Source organism: Embleya sp. NBC_00896 (genome assembly GCF_045207785.1).
GTDB lineage: Bacteria > Actinomycetota > Actinomycetes > Streptomycetales > Streptomycetaceae > Embleya.
In genome coordinates, this window is sequence record NZ_CP108776.1 from 6,744,777 (window position 1) to 6,762,006 (window position 17,230).

Below are 17,230 nucleotides of genomic sequence, written 5' to 3' on the forward strand. Positions count from 1 at the left end.
TCGCGGCGCCGTGGACGCCATCGCGGAAGCTCTTGCCGGTGCCGAAGGAGCGGGCGTGCCGAGTCGCTCGCCGACACCGAGTCGATTGCGACCACATCGCGACCACCCCGACCGGCTTCGCGGACTGCTCAAACCGTTCTACACCGCTGCGGTCGCGGGCCGTTCGATGATGGGGCTCGGGGCCGAGCGGCGGTCGTGCGACCACACTGCGACCACCACGCTCGAGAATTGGAAAAGGCCGCCCTCCCATTTCTGAGAAGACGGCCCCCGACCTGCGTAAACGCTGGTCGGGACGACAGGATTTGAACCTGCGACCCCTTGACCCCCAGGCAATCCAGGGAGAAGCGGGGAGGCGCCTCGCGACCTCCCGGACCAGCCGGAACAGTCCCGGGAAGTGCGTTGACGTCCGGTGATGTCCGCTGTCGTTGTCACGCAGTTCGTCACGCAGCACCGCCCGCGCCCCCGCGGTCCGGCTGCCAGGGACAACGGCGAACGCCCCGACTGCTTGGCAGTCGGGGCGTTTGTTTTACCTGATTGGTGGCTTGCCCGTCAGCGGAGTCTGCTCATGGCGTGCCCGAAGTCGGCTGACCGCTTCGCCTGGAGTCGGTTCACCGTCCTGCCCGCCGTCGGCCTTCAGGTAGTGGAATTCGGGCTTGGGGTGCATCAGGAAGTCGTGATGCGAGATATTCCAGGCGTAGGCGCCGGCCATGGAGAAGGCCACCATGTCGCCTACACGGATCCGCTCGACCGGTACACGGCTCGCGAATACGTCCTTCGGCGTGCACAGTTGGCCAACCAACGTGACCAGCTCGTTGCGTACTTCAGGCTGATCGTCGGCGCGTGTTTCGTTTTCCAGCACGGTAAACGGCTGATTGTGCTGTCGCGTGACCGGAGTACGGATATGCATGGTTCCGCCGCGCAAGATGGCGTACCACTGCCCGTGTCCGCGCTTCACGTCGATTACGTCGGTGACATACCATCCGGCGTACACGCTCATGGATCGGCCCGGTTCGATCCGTAGGGTTTCTCCGGGGGTGCTGAGCTTTGAGATTCCTCTCCCATATGCAACCCAGTCAAATCGGGTAGTGGGGTTTTCGTAATCAACCGCCATCCCGCCGCCCAGGTTGATTTCCGGCTGAACTACACCAGCCTTGGCGAGCCAGGGGCGGGCCCAGTCAAGAATCTCGGATGCTTGACGCAGCATGTCCGGGGCATCCAGACCTGAAGCGAGGTGCGCGTGGATGCCGCGCAGCCGTACCCATGGGGACGTCCCCAATATGTCACGACAGGCTTCGATGAGGTCAGGATCCATACCGAACGGGCCGCTCATCGACAACGCAGCGCCGTTGCGCTGCCCGGCGAGGTTCAGGCGCAGCAGTACATCGACTTCCTTGCCGACACTCCGGGACAGCGCCGCCAACTTCGCCATTTCATGCGGACTCTCCACATGGATCCGCTCTACGTCCAGCTCCAATGCGCGAGTCAGCTCATGGCTCGTCTTCCCCGGCCCACCGAAGGCGATTCGGGCGGTAGGAAGAACCTCACGGACGTGTTCTAGCTCTCCACCGGATGCCACCTCGATGCCATCCACATGTGGTTCCAGCGTGCGCAGAATCGCAGCCTCGGGATTCGCTTTGGCGGCATAGAAGATCTCCAGGCCGGAGGCTGAGAGAGCTGCCCGTATGGATGCGGCATGCGATGTAAGAGCGTCCAGGTCATGGATGTAGGCGGGTAGACGTTCAATGAGGCCGGACGACTTCTCTTTCGCTGCTTCGGTGATCATGGGTCTCCTGCTTCTCAGGCGAGCGGGAAAACGTGCTCGATAACCAGGTACTGGGCGGGCGCAAGTGTGGTGGTCACCTCGACCACACGACCCTCGGATGTTTCCCCGACGTGAAAGATTTCCGTGACGGTTCGTTCTGGGCTGATGTTGAGAAGGTGGGCTTCCTCCTCGGTCGGCAGTCGGCTGGGAGTGATGCGTTCCCGCGCCACAGTCTGGGGGTACCCAAGCTCAGCCAAGGCGCTCTTGACGCCCCCTCGCATAACCGGTGCAGGTTCCGTTAGAACGGTGTTCTCTGCGATATCCAGAGGGAACCACGATGCATTCATTCGAACGGGAATTTCACCGGCGAAGAGCCTGCGTCGCCTGACCAAGCAGTTCACTTCCCCGGTCGCCAATCCGAGCGCTTCCGCAATCTCCGCCGGTGGCTGAGCGCGCTCCACGCTGATTTCATGCCGGGGTTCCAACCCAAGCGCCTTTACCTCGCCGTCGAACGCGCCTCGCGCACCGTTCCGTTCACGTGCCTCTCGTGAGTAGCGCGCGGCCGAGTGCACCATCGGCGGAAGCCAAGTCACGACAGTGCCGCGTCCCTGCTGCGGGCGAACCGCTCCCTCGGCCGAGAGAAGGGTCATCGCCCGATTGACCAGGCTGCGGGACGCGCCGTACCGCTCGGCCAACTCAGGCTCCGGTGGCAGCAGTGACCCAGTCGGATACCGGCCGTTCACGATGTCTTCTCGGATGGCTGCGGCGATCTCGCGGAAGCCCAACTTCGGCGAAGCCATGGCATCACTCCCATGTCGTGGCGCCCGGATGAGCGCTGACCGATCGTATCAAACGCCAAACGTCTGTCATCTCTTGACAGTCGGTCAGGATGCGGTGCAGGCTGACAACACGTCAAACGTTTGGCGTCTAGCTTCTTCGGGGGCTCAGACTGCCATTCCGCATGACTGCACTACGTCAGATCTGTGCGACCTGCCAGGGAAGGCGGCTTCGGCCGTACGCCCGTAAGCGCCGGGACAGCTCGGTCCTTGAGAACTCAACAGTGTGATGAACGTGATCGAAACGAGTGTTTTTGGTCCTCGGCGCGCGGCTTGACGCGTGCGTCGGGGGCCATGGCCACTCGTCTTTGAAGACGGGGCACACCGATGTGTGCCGGGGCGCCCGACGACTTGGCGGAAGGCGGGCGCCCCGTGGGTCGCAACTCCGACACAGGGAGTACGACCGTGAGAAGCATTGTCGCTGGTCGCCACGCGGCCACGATCGCGGAGTTCGCCGAGTTGGCGCTCGGTATCGACTGGGCCTTGTTCGACGGGGAGCCCGGTGAGTCAGCGGAGGAGGAGGCGGCGCGGCTGGACGCGGCGCGGGACATCCTCGCGGACCTGAGGGCGACGGATCGCGAACTGGCCCGGCACGTGGAGCGGATGTTGGCCGGGTTGTGGGCGGTGGACGCGGGGACGGCGGTGTACGCCGAGCTGCTGGTGATGGGCTCCGCGCCGGCGCCGGTCGCCGCCGTCGAGGTGCGCGAGGGGGCGTGGGCGGCGTGACGTGCAAGGCGGTGATGTCGTTTCGCGACGGGCGGTGGCACCTGTTCGTGCCGGTGCCGGGACTGGTGTCCCGGTGGCCGGTTCACCACTTCCCCCCGGGTGCCGTGGTGCCGACCGCGGCGGAGCGTTCACGGGCGTTGAACACGCTTGGTTTCGTGTTCACGAACGGGACCGGATGGGGCTGGGAGGAGGACGCCGAGGAGCCCGGGGACGACACCTCTCCGGTGCGGCTGCTCGCCTCGACCGCGGTCCGGTGGGCGGACGGGGACGGTCGGTGAACGCCGCTCAAGTGCGTTCAGCGGAGCAGACGTTGAGCGTAGGGACGTGGCTGATCGTGGCCGGGGCGATGCTGTACTCGGTGCTGACCGTCACCCCACTCGCCGCCGCGCACACCCCGGCCCGGTGGGCGTGGACCGCACCGATCCTGCCGCTTGTGGTCGACGCCGCGGTGGTGATCGTGGTCCGCCTGGACGCCACGCTCGCCCGGCTGGGCGGGCACGGCGGCGGGTGGCCGACCGCGCTGCGCTGGATGACCGGCACCATGACCCTCGCCCTGAACGTCGCGGACTCCGCGTTGCGAAAGGACCTGGTGGGGGCCGCGGTGCACTCGGTGGCGCCGCTGCTGTTGATCGTCACGGCCGAGACGAGCCTGGTCTACAGGCGGGCCATCACCGCCGCGCGGGCCGACCTGGACGCCCGTGAACGCGCCGACCGCGAAGCGCGGGAGAGGGCCGCGGCCGAGCGACGCGAGACGGCCGAGCGAGCGCGGCGCGAGGAACGCGAGCACCGGGCCGTGTTGGCGCGTGAACAGCGCGAGCACGAGACCCGATTGGCCCGTGAACAGACTGAACGCGAAGAGCGCGCACGCCGGGAAGAGCGCGAGCGGATACTCGCCCGCGAGCAGGAGACGCGGGCCGAACGCGAGCGCCGTGAACACGAGCGTGAACAGCTTGAACACGAGCGTGAACGTCGTGAACAGCAGTACGCGGCGGACCGCGAGCGGCAGCGGCGCGAGCGTGAGGAAGCCGCGCGGCGTGAACGAGCCGCACTGCTGACCGGTCCACCGGCGCCGCACAAGCTTCCCGAGGAGCGGGCGCGGGCGATCGTGCTGGCCGCGTTCGAGGAGGCCGTTCCCGTGCGGTCCGCAGCCGACCTGTGCGGCTGGTCCATCGGGTGGGTCTCGGCCCGCTACCAGGAACTGCGCGAGCGCAACGGCGGAGTGCCCGCCGCCCCGGCCCTGCACCTGGTCGCCCCCGAGCCCGGCGCCACCGTGATCGCCGATGGGGGGTCTGCGGGGAGCCCAACCGCGGGAGCGTCGGCATGAGCGGGGCGCGCATTCAACCGCCGATCGTGGGCGGCGCGCTGTGGGCCGCCGTGATGACGCGCGAGAACTCCATGTGCGGGTGCACGGGTGAGTGCGGCAAGCGCCACGCCGACACCCAAGGCCGCTGTGACCGACACGACGGCCTGATCGTGGCGCCCCGGGACCTGTCCGTGGCACTGGTCGTCGCTGTCGGACTCGGCCCGGCGGACCTGACGACGTGGTGCGAGCGATGCCACAGGCCCGCCCGGTCCGCCGCCCTGAAGACCACCGGTACCGAGCGCGCCGAGCGGTACGAGAGCGAGTCCCTGTTCTGAACGGCCGGGGGCCGGCCCGCTTCCTACGGCCCGGCTGGCCCCCGCACTCCGCGAGAGGAGCACGAACCAGCATGACGGACACGACGATGAAGCCGAAGAGGAAGAAGCCCCCGAGCCCGCGCGAGAGTTCGCCGGACGACGAGCCGGAAGCCTTCCCCACCCCCAAGCCTGCCGCGGCGGCGGCGCCCGTGGTGCCGATCGAGGTGACCCTCACGCGGGACGGCGACGCTGCCGGGCCGGTTGTTCGGGGGTCGGGGCGGCGGGTGTTGCCGATGGCGACGTTGGCCGCCGAGGCGACCACGACGGGCGGCGCGGGCCTGTATGCGGCGACCGGTGTGGTCGGCGCGGTGGCCGCCGCCGGTGTGGTGGCGCGGCCGGGCTGGCGGTCGGAGCCACCCGGGCCGCGCGTACCGCGCGGGGCCCTCGGGCCGGACGGGTCCCGCGGGCGGGGCGGATCGCCTCGCGGATGGGGATGCCCGGGGTCGCCCCCGGCCGGTCGCCCCGTTCCGCAACCGGCGGCGGGCGCCCCGGCGGCGCCACCTCCGGTGGTGGGCGGCGGGCGGGAGGTACGGGTGCGTTCGGTGGCGGACGCGGGCAGTCCCGGGCCGGTCGCGGTGCCGCTGCCTCGGCCGGTGGCCGGGCGGCCAAGGGTGCCGGGCGGTCCGGCGGCGGGCCGAGTGGGACGGGGTTCCGTGCGGGTCTTGGCGCGGCGAACGCCGCCCACCGACTGGGCGGATCCACCCGGGGCGGCAGTCGCGGGAAGACGAACGCGGGCGGCGACCGGTCGAAGAGCCGTGGCGGTTCGGGCCTGTTCGCGGCCCGCGGCACCTCGGGCCGTGCCGGTGAAGGTCCGCGCGGTGGCGGTCGTTTGGCGGCCGGGCGCACGGCCGCGGGGCGGGCCGCCACGCGTGGTGGTGCGGCCGGGCGGCGCGCGTTGTCGCAGGCCCGTGGCGCGGCCGGTCGGGTGATGTCCTCCCGCGCCGCGCAGGCGGCACGTGCGCGGGCGGGGCGTGCGAAGGCGTCCGCGAAGCGTGCGGCGCCGCACTGGGCGCGGTCGGTGGGCGCGGGGATGGCGGCGGTGGGCGCGGGTGCGCTCGCGGCGGTTCCCGGTCTGGTGGCCGCCGCCGGTGGCGCCGCGCTGGGCGGTCTGGGCCGTGTGCTCCGCGTCGGCCCGGGTGCCCGGTTGGGCCTGGCCGGCCTGATGTGGGGCCCGCGTGCGGGGGCGTGGGTGTGGCGGCGGCTGATCAAGCGCGCCCGGCGCCTGCGCGACACCGCCCGCGGTGAGGGCGTGAGCACGGATTTCACGGAGCCGACCGACGTCGGTTCCACCACCGCGGCGCCGGTGTTGGCCGGCGCCCACGGATCTCGAGGTGAGGCGATGACCAAAAGCGTGTTCGCGGCGCGGGCGGAGCAGGTGCGGGACACCTACTCGCGCTACTCGCCGCCGACGATGTTGTGTGTGGCCGCCGAGTACCGGGGTCTCCCGGACGGCCTGCGGTCGGCGGCGGCAGCGCTGGGCGAGTTGGCCTGCGCCACGGCCGAGCGGTTTCCCGCGCATCCTCAGGTCGGTGCGGCGGTCGTGGCGACGTACCTGCACACGATGCAGGCGGCCGAGGCGGCCGAGGCGGTGGACGTCGCGTTCCGCGAGCTGCACCGGGAGGATCTGGCGCGGCACGAGACGCCGCGCAACGGCGAGCGGATGTGGAACATCGGCGAGCACCGCGCGGACGGGGCGTTGGCCTTCCGGCAGTCGCATTTCGCCGCGTCGTGCGAGGACGTCCGCACGGTGTACGCGCGGTGGGCGCCGGAGAAGATGATGCAGGTGCTGGCCGAGTACGAGGGGCTGCCCGAGGGCCTGGAGAGCCTGGCCCACGCGATCCACCACCTGGCCACGCTGTCCGGCGAGGCGTACCCGGTCCACCAAGACGTGGCCGAGGCGGTCGCGGGCATCGGGAACTTCCTCAAGCGGGCGGTCAGCTCCGCGCAGGAGATCCTGCCGATCGCGCGGCGCCTGCACGCGGTGGACATCTCCCACCACGAGGCGCCCCGCCCCGGCGAGGACATGTGGGACGTCTGACCCCACCCGCTCGAACGATCCACGGCCCGTCACCGCGCTCGCGGTGGCGGGCCGTTCTCGAACCCATCTCGCACCACACGATCCGAGAGGACTGTCCGCGATGAGCGGGAACGCGAGCACGAACACCACGAACACGTGGGACTGGTCGTGGAAGACCACCCCCGGAATGGGCGCGGCCCTGGTGGCGGGCGGCGCCTACAGCGTCGCCGCCATGGGGACGGCGACCGGCCTTCCCCCGATCCACGCCGGGGCCGTCGCCGCGGCGGGCGCCGTCGCACAGGCGACGGTCGACCTGCGGCGCGACCGGCCCGCCGGTCACATCCTCGCCCGAGCCTCCGCGTGGTTGGCGGCGGGCGGCTGGACCGCGACCACGATCGCGCACGGGACCCCGTTCGGGTGGACGCCGTTCGGCGTGTGGGCGGCGGGCGCCACCGCCGGACTCGTCCTCGCCACCGGGCTCGCCCGGGGCGAACAGGCCACCCGCGCCGGGCGCGCCGCCGCACTCCTCCAGCGCTGGGCGGATGGACAGGCCGCCGAATGGCACCAGCGCCTGACGGCGCTGTTCCGTCTGGAGGGGCACAACGTGAGCGGCGTCAAGCCGTGGCCCGAGGACGTCGGGTACACGGTGCGCCTCGAACTGCCGCCGGGTGTGGAGTCGTTGCCGGGGAACGCCGCGCGGGTGATCGCGGGCGCCTTGCGGCTGCCGCGTGGCGGCGGGGTGGAGATCCTTGACGGCGAGGAGCACGGGACGGTGATGATCCGGGTCAACCTCGTGGACGTCCTCGCCACCACGATCGCCTTTCCCGAGGGGGATTTGCCGGTCACCACGATCAACAACCCGATCGAGATCGGCCGCCACCCCGACGGCACGCCGGTGCTGCTGCCGATGGTCGACACCTGCACCGTGATGATCGGCCAGACCGACAGCGGCAAGACCAACGCCGCGAACGTCGTCAACGGCAAGGTCTTGCAGGCCAACGACGTGCTGGTGTGGCACATCGACACCACCGGCGCGGGCCTGTCCCTGCCGTGGCTGCGCGCCTGGGCCCTCGACGGAACCGCCAAGCGCCCCGTCCTGGACTGGGTGGCGCCCACGGAGGAGGAGGCGCACATCATGCTCGACGTCGCCATCGAGGGCATGGCGGCCCGCAAGACCGGCTACCAGGACCTGATGCTGTCCGTGGACGACGACAAGATCCCCGTCTCCCCGGACGTACCCGAGATCCTGATCGTCGCCGACGAGATCGCCCAACTCCCCCAATCGATCCTGGAGAAGCTGAACGCCGTCATCAACGTCGGCAGGGCGACGCGGTTCCGGGAGATGAGCATCGGACTGCGGGCGACCGCCGACGTGAGCACCCCGGCGATGAAGAAGCAGTCCCAGAACCGCATCGGCATGCGCGTGTCCGACCCCGAGGAACTCGGCCACCTCTTCCCCTACGGGCAGGGCCGTTTGGACCCGCGCGCCGCCCGCCACCAGGGCAGCGGCCACGTCTCCTACCCCGGCGCGGACGGCATCACCATGCCCGCCCGGCCGTTCAAGGCCGAGCGGCTGACGCCCTCGCGCATCGGGTCGTTGTCGGTCCAGTTCGCCGACCGCAGGCCCACCATGGACGCCCTCACCGTCGACACCCCCTCCGGCCGCTACTACGCCTCGCGTTGGGCCCGCACCCTCCCCGTGCTGTTCAAGGGCAAGGCGCTGGCCGCGACCACGCGGCCGTGGACGGACGTGCCGATGATGCGCCCGCCGATTTCCGAGCGCGGGATCCCGATGACCGGCACCGACCCCACCAAGCCCACCGCGGCACCGGCGAGCACCACCCCCGCGAGCACACCCGCCGACGCGGGGCCGATCGACGGCGCCCGGATGAGCGAACTCCTCGATCAGGCACGGCAGAGGCTGCGCGACCCCGACCGCGCCGGACGCGACGTCGCGGGGGCGGACGTGGCGGATGCGTTCGCGGAGGTACTCGCGCGGACCGGCCCCACCCAGTGGGGCGAGCCCACCGGAACGGGCAAGGAGGCGAAGAACCCCGTACCTGAGTTGCTCCTGCGCGCCCACCGCGCCCTGGAGGAGGCGGGCGGGCGGTTGTACACCGCCGACCTCGCCGACGCGTTGGACACCGACGCGCAGAGCCTGGGCAACGAACTCAACATGCTCATGCGGGCCGTGGGCGTGTCCCGGCCCGGCGTCGGATCCATCCGCGTCGACGGCGGCCAGCCCCGTTCCGGCTACCTCGCCGAAACCCTCGCCGACGCCATCGACAACTACCGGGCGTAGCGATCCCGCCCCGTGTGGGCCCACACACAGGGGGCCCACACAGGGCCCACACGCCGCGTGTGGGCCCACACAGGCCGTGTGGGCCCCTGACCTGCGCGTGTGGGCCGTGTGGGCCCACACAGACCACCCCACACAACCCCCTCTTAAGAGGGGGTGAGCCCACCCAGGCCCCTTGCGGTGCCACGACCGGCGATCCGTGTGGGCTCACACGCCCCGGCACATTCCGTCACCACAGTCGCCGTCACGACAAACGGCCGAACGGTCGCCACGCGACCGCATCACCGCGCTCGGAGCACCGCCACCGAAACCCCCGTCACCGAAGGAGGAAGCCCCCATGACCGTCACCGATGTTCTCCTGCTGCTCGCCCTCGCGATCGGCTACGCGCTCGTGTGCCGCATCGCCCCGTGGGGCCACTGCCGCCGATGCGCGGGCACCGGCGCCGACCCCCACCACCACCCGCCCAACACCCCGCCGTGCGCGGCGCGCCGCTGCCGCCGGTGCCGGGGAACGGGCCTGCGCCCACGCCTGGGAGCCCGACTCCTCGGCACCGCCCGGCGCCCGGACGACCGATGACCCGGTCCGCCGCCGTGCCTGCACGGTCCGGCCGCTCACGAACAGACGTGAGCGGCCGGGCCGTGGGCGCACGACCGCCCACCAGGAACCGCCCTCGGGAGGCACCGACATGCGCACCTCACCCAAGACCCGCACCCGCAGGATCGCCACCGTCCTCGGCACGGCCCTCGCCCTCGCGCTCACCCCCACCGCCGCGTTCGCGGCGACCACCGACGCCCCCGCGAAGGCCGGGGCGGGAGGCACCGCCGTCAGCATCGGCAGCGGCGTCATTCTCGCGCTCATCGTCGGCGCGTGGGCCCACCGCCGCCGCACCGTCGGGATTGCCCTGGTCGCGTTCGTCGCCGGGGTGATGCTCGCCGGATCCGCCATCGCGCTGACCGCCGCGCAGGCCGGCGATCAGGTCGTAACCGCCGGAGTCGAGGCCGTCAGCGGCATCTTCGCCTGACCGTCCGCCCGTCGTGGCCCCGAGAACGAACCCGCCCGAGCAGTGGGTTCGCCTCGGGGTCGCGACGGCCGAACGGCCTATCCGCACCGACCTTTTGGGAGACCTGCCGTGAGCAACGCGACGCCCATCACCGTCGTCGGGAACGTCACCCGCGACCCCGAGATCAAGTTCACCCCGAGCGGCGTGGCCGTGGCCCGCCTGTCGATCGCGGCCACCCCGCGCAAGTTCGACAAGGCCACGAACAAGTGGATCGACGGCGAGACCACGTTCTGGGCGTGCACCGCGTGGCGCTCCCTCGCCGAGCACGTCACCGAGTCCCTGCGCAAGGGCGACCGCGTCATCGCGAGCGGCACCGTCACCACCCAGCGCTGGACCGACAAGGACAGCAACGAACCCCGCGAGCGCATGGTCCTGGACCTGGACGACGTCGGCCCGTCGCTGCTGTGGGCCGACGCCACCGTCACCCGCACCGGGCGCCGCAACGCCCCCGCGGCCGACGGCCCCTGGGACAACTTCGGCACCCCCGACGCCGCGCGCCCGCAAACCCCGACCGACGACAACCCACCGTTCTGACCCGGCTGCTACGACCGCGCACCACCACCACGCTCGGGAGGAACCCGTGACCACGATCCCCGATCTCCGCGCCCTGCTTCGGGACGTCACCCCGCACATGGGCACCGACGACTCGTTGCCGATGCTCTGCGGGATCAAGGTGGAGGCGGACGACCGCCACCTGTACCTGATCGCCACCGACCGCTACACCCTCGCCGCCACCCGCCGTGCCGCCCCCGGCATCGGCACCTGGAGCGCCTTCCTCGACACCGACGACGTCAAGGCCATCACCGCCCTCGGCCGCATCGCCGGGACCCGCCCGATCGCCCTCTCCCACGACGGCCGGCGCCTGACGGCCCGCGTCGGCGGCCACGCACTGACCCTGGACCCCAACGACACCGAGAACGGCGAGGGCCTCGGCTCCTTCCCCCGGTGGCGTCCGATGGTCCGCGAGGCGCTGGCCGCGGCACCCGACCTCACCACCGAAGTCGCCCTCAACGCCCGGTTCCTCGCCCGGTGGGGCGGCCACCTGCGCGGCACCGACGCCTGCGCGCCGTGCCTGGTGTGGGGCTCCGGAATCCGCCACAAGCCCATCGTCATCACCCGAGGCGAGGACTTCATCGGACTCCAGATGCCCATCCACCTCGGCCACACGACAGGCGAACCGACCGCCCTGGAACGCGTCCGCGACGCCTGGAACACCACCCTGACCGCCGACCGACCGGCGATCGCGGCCTGACGACCACGACGAAGGAGAACCCCATGAAAGCCACCACCTACGCGCCCGGGACCTGGGTCGTCCGCGCGACGTGCACGTGCGTCGGCGGCCCCCGTCTGGAGTTCGTCCAGACCGTGACCACCACCCACGACGCGGACGCCGAGTCCATCACCACCGACGCCCTGTGGGCGCTCTGCGCCCGGGAGAACATCCCGATCCCGACCAACGGCCGGTGGAGCATCACCGCCACCGTCAGCGCCCAGTGACCCACCCCGGGGCGACCGACGACTTGCCGGAAGACAGTCGCCCCGGGGGCCCAACCCAATCCCTCAAGGACCCGGAAGGGACCACCAGCATGACAAACCACCAGCGCGAGCGGACCATCCGCATCGTGTCATTCGGCTACGGACACGGCCCGGCACCCGACGCCGAGATCACCCTCGACCTGCGCCGCCGCTTCCGCAACCCCCACCACGACCCGGCGACGAAGCACCGCACCGGACTGGACGACGACGTGTACGCGCACGCCCTCGACACCCCGGGCATGCGCGACCTGGCCGCCGTGATCGCACTCGCCGCCCACGATCTCGCCCACACCGTCCCCGGGCCGGTCACGATCGCGTGCGGGTGCGTGGGAGGCAGGCACCGCAGCGTCGGCATCGCCCGCCACATCGCCGACATCCTCACCGACGGTTGCGCACGGATCGAGATCGCCCACCGCGACGTCCACCGCCCGCTCGTGGACTCGACCACGCACGGCGTCGCGAACGAGGCGGCACGGCCGTGACGGCGACGACACGGCCGGGACTTCGCATCGGTTCCCTCTGCACCGGCTACGGCGGCCTGGACGACGCCGTGCGCGCCGTGCTCGGCGGCGAAACCGCGTGGCACGCGGACAACGACCCCGGGGCGAGCGCGATCCTCGCCCACCACTGGCCGCACGTGCCCAACCTCGGCGACATCACCAAGACCGACTTCCGCGCGGTCGCGCCGGTGGACGTCATGACCGCGGGGTTCCCGTGCCAACCCGTGAGCGCCGCCGGCAAGCGCGCCGGGACCGCCGACGAGAGGTGGATTTTCGATGCGATCCTCGCCGCTGCTAGCGACCTGGACCCACAACCCCGACTGCTCGTGCTCGAAAACGTCCCTGGGCTGCTCACTGTCAACGACGGCGACGCTATGGCCCGAGTCGTTCACGGACTGGCCGCCCTCGGCTACATGGGGACCTACCGGCTTCTGGCGGCCCGCGACATCGGCGCCGCCCACCTGCGAATCCGTATCTTCATCGTCGCCTGGCCTGCTTCCCACCCCGGCGGCCCGCGACTGGCGCGGCGGGGGACAACGCGGACAACTCCCCACCGCGATCCTGGAGTTGCCGCCGGCCTGACGCTGTTGCCGACGCCGCGCGTGTCCGACGCCAACGGCGCCGGCGCGCACGGCACCGGCGGCGCCGACCTGCGTACGGCGGTGTCGCTGTTGCCGACGCCGCGCGCCACGGACGGCAGCAAGGGCGGGCCGAACCAGCGCGGACGCCGCGCGAACGACGTCGCGCTACCGGCCGCCGTCCAGCCCGAACGATGGGGCAAGTACGCCGCCGCGGTCGCCCGGTGGGAACGCTTCACCGGCCTCCAGGCGCCCGCGCACACCGCACCCAACCGAGACGGGAAACCCCGCCTGAATCCGGCGTTCGTGGAGTGGCTCATGGGCCTTGTCCCCGGGCACGTCACGGCCGTTCCGGGCCTGTCCCACACCCGGCAACTCCACGCGCTCGGCAACGGCGTCATCCCCGCCCAGGCCGCCACCGCGCTCCGACTCCTGATCGCCGACCAGGAGGCGCGCGACGCCGCCGCACTGGGGGTGGCGATGTGAGCGGGCACCTGCGGACCGCGCTCGAACTGGCCGGGGCCGGGGTGCCGGTGCTTCCGTTGCGGACGGGGAAGGTCCCGTTCGGGAACTGCCCCGCCTGCGCGAACCTGGCATGCGGCGGACGCCCCCACATGAGGACCGCCGGGGCATGCGAGTGCCCGCGCGTGTGCCACGCCTGGGCCGCCGCGACCACCGACACCACCGTCATCGGCTCCCCGCCGTGGGCGCGGGCATGGCGGCAGGCCGTCGCCGTCGCCTACCACCCCGCCGGGGCCGACCTCACCGTCGTGGACCTGGACGACAAGGCCGCGATCGCCTGGGCCCGCGCGACACTGCCCACCACCAAGGTGGTGGCGACCACGCGCGGCGAACACTGGATGTACCGGGGCGCCACGCGGTCCGCGAACCACGTCCGCCCCGGCGTGGACATCAAGTCCCGCATGTCCTACGCCCGCTGGCTCGGACCCGGCACCGGCCACGTGTCCCCTCTGCCCCCGGCCGTCCACGCCCTCCTGGACAGGGAAGAGCAAGAGACCACCCGGCCCGGGGGCGGGGTGGACTCTTCTGCCCCGCCGACGCGGAACGGATGGGTCCGCGCGGTCGCCACCGGATGCCGCCACACCGAGAGCTACGTCCGCACCGGCCTCGAACGCGGCCTCGCCATCGTCCGCAGCCGGACCGAGTCCGGGGCCGGATCGAGCGCGTACGGAGTCGCACGATTCCTCGCCGCTCAGCACGCCCGATGCCCCGGCCCATGCGGACTCGAAGAGCTGGGCGATCAGGTCGCTGCGGCGGCCATGTCCGTCGGCGTCCCCGAGCCCTACGCCCGCCGCGCCGTACGCAACGGACTCGACGCCGCGTGACCACCGCCCCGCACCCGATCTCCGCCGGACGGCGGACGGGAGGACCACCTCATGACCACTGACGCACCGCCCATGGACGGCGCCGAACTCCTCGACGAGGTAGAGGCGTTCCATCGCCGGTTCAACGTGTTCCCCTCGGAAGCGGCGTACGTCGCCGTGGCCCTGTGGGACGCACACGCGCACCTGCTGGACTGCTTCGACTCCACCCCGCGCATGGCGTTCCTGTCGCCCGAACCGGGCAGCGGCAAGAGCCGGGCCCTGGAGATCGTGGAGACCCTGGTCCCCAATCCGATGGTCGCGGTCAACGCGTCCGCGCCCGCGCTCTTTCGCGCCGTCTCCGCCGGGGAGAGCCCGCCCACCATCCTGTTCGACGAGATCGACACCATCTTCGGCGCCAAAGCCGGGGACAACGAGGAGCTTCGGGGCTGGATCAACGCCGGACACCGCCGCTCCGGCGTCACCTACCGGTGCGTCGGAGACGGATCGAGCCAGACCGTGGTGGCGTTCCCCTCGTACTGCGGGGTCGCCGTCGCCGGGCTCGGCTCCCTCCCGGACACGATCCTGACCCGCTCGATCATCATCCGCATGCGCCGCCGCGCGCCGAACGAACACGTCGAGCCCTTCCGCGCCCGCCTGCACACCCCCGAGGGCAACGCCCTGCGCGATCGCCTCGCCAAGTGGGCGAACAGCGCCCGCGACCGCATCGCGGGCGCCTGGCCCGAACTGCCCAAGGGGGTGACCGACCGGCCGGCGGACGTGTGGGAGCCCCTGCTCGCCATCGCCGACGCTGTCGGCGGCCACTGGCCCCTCCGCGCCCGGGATGCCTGCGCGGAACTGGTGGAGGCGTCCAAGGCGACTGACAAGGGCTCCCTCGGGATCCGGCTGCTGACCGACCTGCGCGACCTGGTGTTCAACGGCGCCGACCGTATCCCCACCGTCGCGATCATCGCCGAACTCGTCGCCATGGACGACGCCCCCTGGGGCGACGTCAACGGCCGTGCCCTGGACTCCCGTTCGCTCGCCAAATGGCTGCGCGAGTACGTCACCGCCGACAACACGCCCATCGTCGCGCGCAACATCCGAACCGCGTCCGGACCGGTCGTCAAGGGCTACTACGCCACCGACCTTCACGACGCGTGGACGCGCTACTGCCCCCCACCCCCCGAAAAGTCCGCTACATCCGCTACATGATCTTCAAAACCCCGTCTGACCTGCGGAAACGATGTAGCGGATAGCCCGAAATCATCCGCTACATCTCCGCTACACATCCGCTACACGCCACGGCCAACCGGGCGGGTGTAGCGGATGTGTCCGCTACATCGCGCGCATCCGCTACAGAAAACAGGGCTCTGACCTGCGCTGTAGCGGATGTAGCGGATGTAGCGGACCTGGAGGAGGGGGCAGCGTGCGCGCCACGCCGCCCCCGAACCTCCGGACACAGCACCGACATCGATCGCTCCGACTGTCGCCCGACCTTGGAGTCGCCATGTCCACCATCACTCCGCTCCGACCCGACCCGGTGCACTACCGCGTGCCCGAAGTCGTGCGCATTCTCCGGCTGAGCCGGACCGTCATCTACGACCTGATCCGAACCGGCCGACTGCGCACGGTCAAGGAAGGCCGTGCCCGGCTGGTTCCGGCGACCGCCATCACCGAATACGCCGCGCTCCTTGAGCGCGAGGCGGGAAGCGCCAAGTGACCAAGCGCCGCAGCAGGGGAGACGGTGGTCTCCACTGGGATGAGAAGCGTCAACGCTGGATTGCCACCGCGAGTCTCGGCTACGACCCGAGCGGGAAGCGCCTCGTGAAGCGAGGGAGCGGCAAGACGAAGACCGAAGCCAAGAACAAGCTCAAGGAAGTCCTTCGCGACTTCGAAGACGGGGTGGCCATCGCCCCTTCGAACTACACGGTCAAGGACGCTGTGGACGATTGGCTCCTGTTCGGCTTGGCCGGACGGGACAAGGCCACGTTGGACTTCTGGTCGTCCCTCGGGCGCGTGCACGTCGTCCCGTCGCTTGGTGCCCAGAAGCTTCGCGACCTGCGCGCAGAGCACGTGGACAAGTGGCTTGCGGAGAAGGCGAAGACACTCAGCACGCGTTCCCTGCGCGGCATCCACGAGTGCCTCAACCGCTCGGTCAAGCGGGCGATGGCCCGCGACAAGGTCAAGCGCAACGTGATTGAGCTGTGCTCGGTCCCCGCAGGTCGGGCGGGGCGCCCGTCCAAGGCGTTGACGCTCGCCCAGGCCGAAGGGGTGCTGCGCGCTGCGGCGGACACCACGATGCACGCGTACGTCGTGGTGGCGCTGCTCACCGGAGCGCGTACGGAGGAACTGCGACCTTTGACGTGGGATCACGTGTTCCTGCGAGGGGAGCCGGACGCGAGCCCGCCCGTCCCGCCGTACATCGCGGTGTGGCGGTCGGTCCGCGCAGGAGGAGAGACGAAGACCAGGAAGTCACGGCGGACCATCGCGCTCCCACAGCGGTGCGTGGACGTTCTCTGGCAGCACTGGGAAGATCAGGGCTGGGACCGACTCGCCGCGGGTGACAAGTGGGAGGAGAACGGTCTCGTGTTCGCGTCCGCCGTGGGCAAGGAACTCGACTCCAGCAACGTGCGTCGGGCCTTCCGGCAGTCCCTCAAGGATGTGGACGGCGTGGATGCTGCCGAGTGGACGCCGCGCGAGATGCGGCACAGCTTCGTGTCGTTGCTCTCCGACAACGGAGTCCCGATCGAGGAGATCTCTCGGTTGGTCGGACATTCCGGAACCGCGATTACCGAGAAGGTCTACCGGAAGCAGATTCGCCCCGTGATTCAGACCGGCGCGGTGGCCATGGACGGCATCTTTAAGATCACTCAGGAGCCGTAGTCACGCAGTTAGTCACGCAGAACGAGTCAG

The 17,230-nt window shown here is 70.9% G+C and carries 19 protein-coding genes; 17 read left to right on the plus strand and 2 right to left on the minus strand.

Translation table 11 applies throughout. From position 1 onward, the window contains the following. Nucleotides 1-526 precede the first annotated feature (526 nt). Nucleotides 527-1,783: a type III PLP-dependent enzyme gene (locus tag OG928_RS30100; protein WP_406289537.1), complete on the minus strand. Its 1,257-nt coding sequence runs from the start codon at nt 1,781-1,783 to the stop codon at nt 527-529. 14 nt (nt 1,784-1,797) lie between these two features. Beyond that, the gene (locus OG928_RS30105) at nt 1,798-2,562 is read right to left on the minus strand and encodes a GntR family transcriptional regulator (RefSeq protein ID WP_406289539.1); all 765 of its coding nucleotides are present in this window, start codon (nt 2,560-2,562) and stop codon (nt 1,798-1,800) included. A gap of 441 nt (nt 2,563-3,003) precedes the next feature. On the opposite strand from OG928_RS30105, the gene OG928_RS30110 reads away from it, so the two are divergent. From OG928_RS30110 to xerC, 17 genes are all read left to right on the plus strand, one after another. Further along, entirely contained in the window at nt 3,004-3,324 is a 321-nt protein-coding gene (locus OG928_RS30110) for a hypothetical protein (RefSeq protein WP_406289542.1), read from the plus strand. A gap of 14 nt (nt 3,325-3,338) precedes the next feature. Continuing rightward, nucleotides 3,339-3,602, plus strand: a complete 264-nt coding sequence (locus OG928_RS30115) for a DUF6303 family protein (RefSeq protein ID WP_406291297.1) — start codon at nt 3,339-3,341, stop codon at nt 3,600-3,602. Next, nucleotides 3,599-4,648 carry a DUF2637 domain-containing protein gene (locus tag OG928_RS30120; protein ID WP_406289545.1) on the plus strand — a complete coding sequence of 350 codons (1,050 nt, stop codon included), beginning with the start codon at nt 3,599-3,601 and terminating at the stop codon, nt 4,646-4,648. Before OG928_RS30115 ends, OG928_RS30120 begins: the two co-directional genes overlap by 4 nt. Beyond that, the gene (locus OG928_RS30125) at nt 4,645-4,962 is read left to right on the plus strand and encodes a hypothetical protein (RefSeq protein WP_406289548.1); all 318 of its coding nucleotides are present in this window, start codon (nt 4,645-4,647) and stop codon (nt 4,960-4,962) included. Before OG928_RS30120 ends, OG928_RS30125 begins: the two co-directional genes overlap by 4 nt. 967 nt (nt 4,963-5,929) lie before the next feature. Next, nucleotides 5,930-7,039, plus strand: a complete 1,110-nt coding sequence (locus OG928_RS30130; RefSeq protein WP_406289551.1) for a hypothetical protein — start codon at nt 5,930-5,932, stop codon at nt 7,037-7,039. Between the two features lie 100 nt (nt 7,040-7,139). After that, complete coding sequence (locus OG928_RS30135) at nt 7,140-9,320, plus strand: hypothetical protein (RefSeq protein WP_406289554.1); 2,181 nt, start codon at nt 7,140-7,142, stop codon at nt 9,318-9,320. A gap of 334 nt (nt 9,321-9,654) precedes the next feature. Then, nucleotides 9,655-9,894: a hypothetical protein gene (locus OG928_RS30140; RefSeq protein WP_406289556.1), complete on the plus strand. Its 240-nt coding sequence runs from the start codon at nt 9,655-9,657 to the stop codon at nt 9,892-9,894. Between the two features lie 109 nt (nt 9,895-10,003). Next, entirely contained in the window at nt 10,004-10,339 is a 336-nt protein-coding gene (locus tag OG928_RS30145; RefSeq protein WP_406289558.1) for a hypothetical protein, read from the plus strand. Between the two features lie 108 nt (nt 10,340-10,447). Beyond that, a complete protein-coding gene (gene ssb, locus OG928_RS30150) occupies nt 10,448-10,912 on the plus strand; it encodes a single-stranded DNA-binding protein (RefSeq protein ID WP_406289560.1) in 465 nt (154 codons plus the stop codon). A 46-nt stretch (nt 10,913-10,958) separates the two neighbouring features. Beyond that, nucleotides 10,959-11,630 (plus strand): hypothetical protein, encoded by a 672-nt coding sequence (locus tag OG928_RS30155; RefSeq protein ID WP_406289562.1) that lies wholly within the window; start codon nt 10,959-10,961, stop codon nt 11,628-11,630. Between the two features lie 23 nt (nt 11,631-11,653). Beyond that, nucleotides 11,654-11,875: a hypothetical protein gene (locus OG928_RS30160; protein ID WP_406289564.1), complete on the plus strand. Its 222-nt coding sequence runs from the start codon at nt 11,654-11,656 to the stop codon at nt 11,873-11,875. Nucleotides 11,876-11,964: 89 nt separating this feature from the next. Then, nucleotides 11,965-12,396, plus strand: coding sequence for a hypothetical protein (locus OG928_RS30165; RefSeq protein WP_406289566.1), 432 nt, complete (start codon nt 11,965-11,967; stop codon nt 12,394-12,396). After that, nucleotides 12,393-13,478, plus strand: a complete 1,086-nt coding sequence (locus tag OG928_RS30170; protein ID WP_406289568.1) for a DNA cytosine methyltransferase — start codon at nt 12,393-12,395, stop codon at nt 13,476-13,478. The genes OG928_RS30165 and OG928_RS30170 overlap by 4 nt, the downstream gene beginning before the upstream one ends. Further along, entirely contained in the window at nt 13,475-14,338 is an 864-nt protein-coding gene (locus OG928_RS30175; protein ID WP_406289570.1) for a bifunctional DNA primase/polymerase, read from the plus strand. Before OG928_RS30170 ends, OG928_RS30175 begins: the two co-directional genes overlap by 4 nt. 51 nt (nt 14,339-14,389) lie before the next feature. Then, complete coding sequence (locus OG928_RS30180; RefSeq protein WP_406289572.1) at nt 14,390-15,529, plus strand: DUF3631 domain-containing protein; 1,140 nt, start codon at nt 14,390-14,392, stop codon at nt 15,527-15,529. 295 nt (nt 15,530-15,824) lie between these two features. Further along, nucleotides 15,825-16,037 (plus strand): helix-turn-helix domain-containing protein, encoded by a 213-nt coding sequence (locus OG928_RS30185; RefSeq protein WP_406289575.1) that lies wholly within the window; start codon nt 15,825-15,827, stop codon nt 16,035-16,037. Continuing rightward, nucleotides 16,034-17,200 carry a tyrosine recombinase XerC gene (gene xerC / locus OG928_RS30190; protein WP_406289578.1) on the plus strand — a complete coding sequence of 389 codons (1,167 nt, stop codon included), beginning with the start codon at nt 16,034-16,036 and terminating at the stop codon, nt 17,198-17,200. Before OG928_RS30185 ends, xerC begins: the two co-directional genes overlap by 4 nt. Nucleotides 17,201-17,230: the final 30 nt, after the last annotated feature.

What these genes read in the sequence shown, in the direction of transcription:
- OG928_RS30185 (WP_406289575.1), top strand. Translation starts at nt 15,825, where the DNA reads ATGTCCACCATCACTCCGCTCCGACCCGACCCGGTGCACTACCGCGTG.
- OG928_RS30105 (WP_406289539.1), bottom strand. Translation starts at nt 2,562, where the DNA reads ATGGCTTCGCCGAAGTTGGGCTTCCGCGAGATCGCCGCAGCCATCCGA.
- OG928_RS30165 (WP_406289566.1), top strand. Translation starts at nt 11,965, where the DNA reads ATGACAAACCACCAGCGCGAGCGGACCATCCGCATCGTGTCATTCGGC.
- OG928_RS30130 (WP_406289551.1), top strand. Translation starts at nt 5,930, where the DNA reads ATGTCCTCCCGCGCCGCGCAGGCGGCACGTGCGCGGGCGGGGCGTGCG.
- OG928_RS30160 (WP_406289564.1), top strand. Translation starts at nt 11,654, where the DNA reads ATGAAAGCCACCACCTACGCGCCCGGGACCTGGGTCGTCCGCGCGACG.
- OG928_RS30115 (WP_406291297.1), top strand. Translation starts at nt 3,339, where the DNA reads ATGTCGTTTCGCGACGGGCGGTGGCACCTGTTCGTGCCGGTGCCGGGA.
- OG928_RS30125 (WP_406289548.1), top strand. Translation starts at nt 4,645, where the DNA reads ATGAGCGGGGCGCGCATTCAACCGCCGATCGTGGGCGGCGCGCTGTGG.
- OG928_RS30100 (WP_406289537.1), bottom strand. Translation starts at nt 1,783, where the DNA reads ATGATCACCGAAGCAGCGAAAGAGAAGTCGTCCGGCCTCATTGAACGT.
- OG928_RS30180 (WP_406289572.1), top strand. Translation starts at nt 14,390, where the DNA reads ATGACCACTGACGCACCGCCCATGGACGGCGCCGAACTCCTCGACGAG.
- OG928_RS30140 (WP_406289556.1), top strand. Translation starts at nt 9,655, where the DNA reads ATGACCGTCACCGATGTTCTCCTGCTGCTCGCCCTCGCGATCGGCTAC.
- OG928_RS30145 (WP_406289558.1), top strand. Translation starts at nt 10,004, where the DNA reads ATGCGCACCTCACCCAAGACCCGCACCCGCAGGATCGCCACCGTCCTC.
- OG928_RS30135 (WP_406289554.1), top strand. Translation starts at nt 7,140, where the DNA reads ATGAGCGGGAACGCGAGCACGAACACCACGAACACGTGGGACTGGTCG.